The organism is Roseitalea sp. (assembly GCF_984466335.1).
Window position 1 is genome coordinate 1 of record NZ_CFIFWG010000189.1, and the last position, 5,129, is coordinate 5,129.

Sequence of the window (5,129 nt, forward strand, 5' to 3'; positions counted from 1 at the left end):
CGACCAACCCGGCCGAGGCGCGCGGCGCGGGCATCGGCATGGCCGCGCGCGCCGGCGCGCGCGTGGCGGACATGGAGTTCGTCCAGTTCCATCCCACGGCCATCGATGTCGGCGCCGATCCGGCGCCGCTGGCGACCGAGGCGCTGCGCGGCCATGGCGCAAGGCTCGTCAACGGCAAGGGCGGGCGCTTCATGGTCCCGCTGCACCCGGACGCCGAACTTGCGCCGCGCGACGAGGTGGCGCGCGGCATCTTCGCCGAGGTCCAGGCGGGCCGGGGCGCGTTTCTCGACTGCCGCGCCGCGGTCGCCGACTTCGCCGCCGCGTTTCCGACCGTTTACGGCTATTGCCGCGATGCCGGGATCGACCCGGCGGCCGACCCGATCCCGGTCACGCCGGCCGCGCACTATGTCATGGGCGGCATCTGGACCGGTGCGGACGGCCGCACCTCGCTGCCCGGCCTTTGGGCCTGTGGCGAGTGCGCCTCGACCGGCGCTCACGGCGCCAACCGCCTGGCCTCCAACTCGCTGCTCGAAGCGGTCTTTTTCGCCGCGCGCATCGCCCAATCGCTGAAGGCCGAAGGCGGCGACGCCGCGCCCGACGATTGGGCCGGCGGCTCGGTGCGTGATCCCGATGCCGTCACCGAGACCGACCATCCCGCCATGGCGCGCCTGCGGTCGATCATGGGCGCCCATCTGGGCGTCCTGCGCGATGGTTCCGGCATGCGCGAGGCGCTCGGCGCGATCATGCGGCTCGAAGCGGACAATGCCGGCGACGGCCCCTTCGCCAACGTCCTGACGGCCGCAAAGCTGGTCGCGGTCGCCGCCCTGAACCGCACCGAGAGCCGTGGCGGCCATTTCAGGACCGACTTCCCCGCGCCCGATCCCCGATGGGCGCGCCGCACGCTTATGACGCTGGATCAGGCAGAGGCGGCAGCGGACGCGCTGCTGCGTGGGTGAAGCCGGCCCCGGCGGGGCGCGATAACCGTGCGGCTCCCCCAAACGGCGGCGCGCGAGCGCGCATCGCGCGTTGACAATTCGATGGCGCCGGGTCTTTCGTGCCCGCGCTGGAGACGCCCGTGACCGATGCCCGAACCCTGTCGCCGACCCTGCCGCGCCTGACGGTCGACGATGCCGTGCGCGCCGCCCTGGCCGAGGATCTCGGCCGGGCGGGCGACATCACCACGAACGCGACCATTGCGGCCGATGCGCGCGCCCGGGGCGTCATCGCCGGCCGCCGGGACGGCATCGTTGCCGGCCTGCCGCTGGTGGAGGCCGCGTTCGCGCTTGTCGGCGGCGATCCGGCGGTGACCGCGCACGTCCGCGACGGCGACCGCATCGCCGCAGGCGACATCATCGCGCATGTTTCGGGCGATGCGCGCGCGATTTTGTCGGCCGAGCGGGTGGCGCTCAACTATCTGATGATGCTGTCGGGGATTGCGACCCACACGGCGCGCTTCGCCGCCGCCATCGCCCACACCGGCGCCCGCATCTGCGACACCCGCAAGACGATGCCCGGACTGCGGGCCCTGTCCAAATACGCCGTGCTTTGCGGCGGCGGCGCCAATCATCGCTTCGGCCTCGACGATGCGGTCCTGATCAAGGACAACCACATCGCCGTCGCCGGCGGCGTCGCGCCGGCCATCGCGACGGCCCGCGCGCATGCGGGGCACATGGTCAGGATCGAGGTTGAGGTCGATACGCTCGAACAGCTCCGCGCCGCGCTTCCGGCTCGGCCGGACGCGGTGCTGCTCGACAATATGGACCCGGCCGCGCTGCGCCAGGCCGTGGCCATCAACCGGGCCCACAATGCGGGCCGCGTCAAGCTCGAAGCGTCGGGCAATGTCGATCTCGATACGGTCGGCGCGATCGCCGAGGCCGGCGTCGACTATATCTCGACCTCCAGGATCACCATGGCCGCCCCGCCGCTCGATGTGGCCCTGGACATGATGGTTGAATCGAAACCTTAGGCCAAACCCGCGTGATCGTCCGAAAGCGGCAGCACGAACGGCGCGCCCTCGAAACAGTCCGATCCGCGCCCGATCGCCCGGACCGCATCGACCATGCGCCCGTTGCGGCCGAGCAGATCGTCGGCGATCGCCACCAGCTTCGGGTTTGGCGTGGCGGTCGGGGAGCGCAGGCGCAGGTCGCGCGCAAGGTCCGCCTCGTCGCGTTCCGGGTCCAGCGCCAGCGCGATCGTGTAGGCGCTGGCCGTCGAGCGCGAAACGCCTGCAAAGCAGTGGATCAACAGCGGCGCCGCCCGGTTCCAGCGCCGGCTGAAGTCGATGATCGCGCGGACATGGGCCTCGCCCGGCGTGGTCAGGCCCGGCGTGTCGACCGCGATGTCGTTCATGTTGAGCCGCAAATGGTCGGCCGCGGCGACGCCTTGCGGGCGCGCGACGGGCGGGTCGCCGCTGATCACGGTGAGCATGTGGCTCGGCGCGTGCCGGCGGGCGGTTTCGCCGATCCGGGCAAGCGAGCACACGGCAAGATACGGCATGATCACCCCCGTCCGTTCGCTCTGGCGCCCGTGTCCATGCCTTCAAGCGCGCTGAACCGGGCGAGGAACGCCGCCTCGGTCGCTGCGGCGGGCATCGGGTTGAGCGCCAGCCCGTCGGGCGTGACGGTGCGCGGGCGGCCGAAATAGGTGCCGGCCTCGGACGCCGAAAAGCCGGCCAGGTGCGTCGCCTCGTAAAAGGCGGCGATCATGTCGGCGCGCTTGATCAGCTTCCTTGTCGCCGCCTGTATCTCGGCCGGAAGCGAAAAGCGCATGTGGATGACCTGCTGGAGCCGCTGCTCGACGGCGCGATAGTCGCCGCCCATCACATGCTTGAACGGCGAGATCATGTCGCCGATCACATATTCGGGCGCGTCATGAAGAAGGGCCGCCAACAGGACCGCCGCGCCGCATCCCGGCTTGAGCCGGTCCACGATCTGTTCGACCAGCAGGCAGTGCTGGGCGACCGAGAAGGCGTGATCGCCGCGCGTCTGCCCGTTCCAGCGGGCGACACGGGCCAGCCCGTGGGCGATATCCTCGATCTCGACGTCGAGCGGCGAGGGGTCGAGCAGGTCGAGCCGGCGGCCCGACAGCATGCGCTGCCAGGCGCGCGGCGGAGCGCCGGCCCGGTCAGGCATGGGCCTGGTCGTCGGCGTTCTTTTCGCCCGGCCACCCATAGGAAGCATGGCGGGGCAGCGCCACCGAGACGGGCGTCTCGCCGGCCAGCACGGGCTTGCCCGCCTCGACGGCGCTCTTGATCCGGTCCAGCCGCGCGATGGCGAGCGCCCGCGCGCCGACCACGGTTCCGAGCGCGCCGGCCGGCTTGCCGCCGGCCGTGATCTGCGCGCCGGTCGGGGGCAGGGCGGCGTCTGTGGCGACGATGACGACGCGTCGCCGCGCCGTGCCGCGGTGCTGCATGCGGCTCACCACCTCCTGGCCGACAAAGCAGCCCTTCTTGAAGTCGAGCCCGCCATTCTGGTCGAACGAGATGTCGTGGCCGAACGCATCGCCCGGCTCGAAGTCGGCGCCGCTCTCGGGCACGCCCTGGTCGATGCGCAGCTTTTGCCAGGCATCCGGCGGCGCGCCGTTTTCGGCGGCCGCGCCGCGCGGGCCGATCATGCGCCGCACGGTGACGCCGGCGAAGCGCCTGTCCGTGAGAGCCTTGCCCGGACCGGTTTCCGGGGCACCGGGACCATCGTCCCATGAAACCGTGACGGCCATCCGCTCCAGCTTCGAGAAGTCGGCCTTCGAACGCAGCTTGTAGAGCGTCATGCGCTTGAGGAAGCCGTCGGCCTCGCCCGCGGCGATGTCGATCAGGAAGCCCGCGCCGTCGCGGGCGACCAGGAATTCGAACAGCACCTTGCCCTGCGGCGTCAGCAGCGCGCCGGGCTGCGCGACGCCGGGCGCAAGGCCCTCAATGTCGCAGGTCAGCACATTGTGCAGAAGGTGCTCGGCATCTTCACCGGTGACGCCGATCAGCGCGCGGTCGGGCAGAACCAGGGACGGCATGTCGGCTTTCCTTGCGGTGCGTTCGGCCGATAGGTAAGCCGGTTTAAGGGCCGCGGCAAGGCGGGTGGCGCCGATGTTCGATGCGGCGGCGACGCTCGCGCGGCCCGGCGGTTCCCTATTGCGGCCCGTAGGTGTCCGCCAGTTCGAGCGCCAGCGCGCGCCCTTCGGCCACGTAGCGGTCGGCGGCCGTCCGCGCCTGGTCGGTGCACCGGGCGTAGATGCTGTCGAAGCTCCGGTAGCCCTTGTTGAACGCGGCGATCAGCCGTGCCCTGCGTGCCGGTTCGGGCCTTTCGACGGCCAGAAGCCGCTCCATCTGGTCGCGCCACCGGTTGCTTGGCTCGGTGCACAGATTGCGCAGATAGTGGATCGAGCCGAGCACTTCTGCGAGCCGCGCGAGCTTGTCGTCATAGGGCGCAACGCGCTGGGCGTGCGCGGCATGCGGCGCCATGGCGATCACGACGACCATCGCCGCCAGCCAGGCTCTTCCGCCCCCAAAGACCATGACGCACCCCCGCCGGCTAAACCAGGCTGGTTTTTCGCATCCAAATGGCGCGCAAGCAAGCAGGGGCGGCGGGGTCGCCGCCCCCGAAGCCAGCAAGGTGCGGCCTTCTACTTGCCGATGATCGCGACGCCCCGATGGAAGGCGTGCGCGACGAAGGCGAAGGTGACGTCATAGGGCACGTCCGCGCCCCCTTGCGACACCAGAACCGTGCCGACGTCGCGGCCATCGGAGATGCGCGAGGCGTCGACCGCCGAGGACCGGCCGGCGGTCCAGGCGAAATCAAGGCCCCCTGCGGACCATTGACCGGCCCGGGCGACCGTGTTCATGGTCACGATGAGCGGATCGTCCCCGTCGCGGGGCACCACGACCACCCGTTCCATCGGATCGATCCCTTCGGGAAGCCGGCCGTCATAGAGGAACGGACGCGAGGTGTCGTAGCCGACATAGGGGTTGCGGCCATAGTCCCGCATGGCGACATTGTTGGGCACGAGCGCCCGGCCGGCCGGGTTCTGCCGGGCGAACTGCGACCAGGACTGGAGGCGCGCGGGCACCGGTTCCAGCTTCGCGCCGGTCATCGCGCCGACGATCGCCTCGCCGGTGAACTGCTGCCACCAGGTCTCGGTCG

General features: G+C 70.9%; 7 protein-coding genes. 2 read left to right on the forward strand and 5 right to left on the reverse strand.

Annotated elements, in window-relative coordinates; genetic code table 11:
- Together AC5E6L_RS13825 and nadC are read left to right on the forward strand one after the other, a co-directional pair.
- A partial coding sequence (locus AC5E6L_RS13825; protein ID WP_491774051.1) for an FAD-binding protein occupies positions 1-956 on the forward strand: 956 nt, incomplete at its 5' end.
- A gap of 119 nt (positions 957-1,075) precedes the next feature.
- On the forward strand, positions 1,076-1,966 hold the full coding sequence (gene nadC / locus AC5E6L_RS13830; protein ID WP_491774053.1) for a carboxylating nicotinate-nucleotide diphosphorylase: 891 nt from the start codon (positions 1,076-1,078) through the stop codon (positions 1,964-1,966).
- On the opposite strand, the gene AC5E6L_RS13835 is transcribed toward nadC, so the two are convergent.
- The 5 genes from AC5E6L_RS13835 to AC5E6L_RS13855 form a co-directional block, all read right to left on the reverse strand.
- Positions 1,963-2,496, reverse strand: coding sequence for a tyrosine phosphatase family protein (locus tag AC5E6L_RS13835; protein ID WP_491228851.1), 534 nt, complete (start codon positions 2,494-2,496; stop codon positions 1,963-1,965). The two genes, nadC and AC5E6L_RS13835, sit on opposite strands and share 4 nt — an antisense overlap.
- Before the next feature lie 2 nt (positions 2,497-2,498).
- Positions 2,499-3,131, reverse strand: a complete 633-nt coding sequence (locus AC5E6L_RS13840) for a YfbR-like 5'-deoxynucleotidase (protein WP_491774055.1) — start codon at positions 3,129-3,131, stop codon at positions 2,499-2,501.
- Entirely contained in the window at positions 3,124-4,002 is an 879-nt protein-coding gene (ygfZ, locus tag AC5E6L_RS13845; protein ID WP_491228853.1) for a CAF17-like 4Fe-4S cluster assembly/insertion protein YgfZ, read from the reverse strand. Before ygfZ ends, AC5E6L_RS13840 begins: the two co-directional genes overlap by 8 nt.
- A gap of 115 nt (positions 4,003-4,117) precedes the next feature.
- Complete coding sequence (locus tag AC5E6L_RS13850) at positions 4,118-4,504, reverse strand: TIGR02301 family protein (protein ID WP_491228854.1); 387 nt, start codon at positions 4,502-4,504, stop codon at positions 4,118-4,120.
- Positions 4,505-4,611: 107 nt separating this feature from the next.
- A partial coding sequence (locus tag AC5E6L_RS13855; protein WP_491774058.1) for a DUF3179 domain-containing (seleno)protein occupies positions 4,612-5,129 on the reverse strand: 518 nt, incomplete at its 5' end.

Excerpts from the sequence above, each read along its gene's own strand:
- AC5E6L_RS13835 (WP_491228851.1), bottom strand. The coding sequence starts at position 2,496 with ATGCCGTATCTTGCCGTGTGCTCGCTTGCCCGGATCGGCGAAACCGCC.
- AC5E6L_RS13840 (WP_491774055.1), bottom strand. The coding sequence starts at position 3,131 with ATGCCTGACCGGGCCGGCGCTCCGCCGCGCGCCTGGCAGCGCATGCTG.
- ygfZ (WP_491228853.1), bottom strand. The coding sequence starts at position 4,002 with ATGCCGTCCCTGGTTCTGCCCGACCGCGCGCTGATCGGCGTCACCGGT.
- AC5E6L_RS13850 (WP_491228854.1), bottom strand. The coding sequence starts at position 4,504 with ATGGTCTTTGGGGGCGGAAGAGCCTGGCTGGCGGCGATGGTCGTCGTG.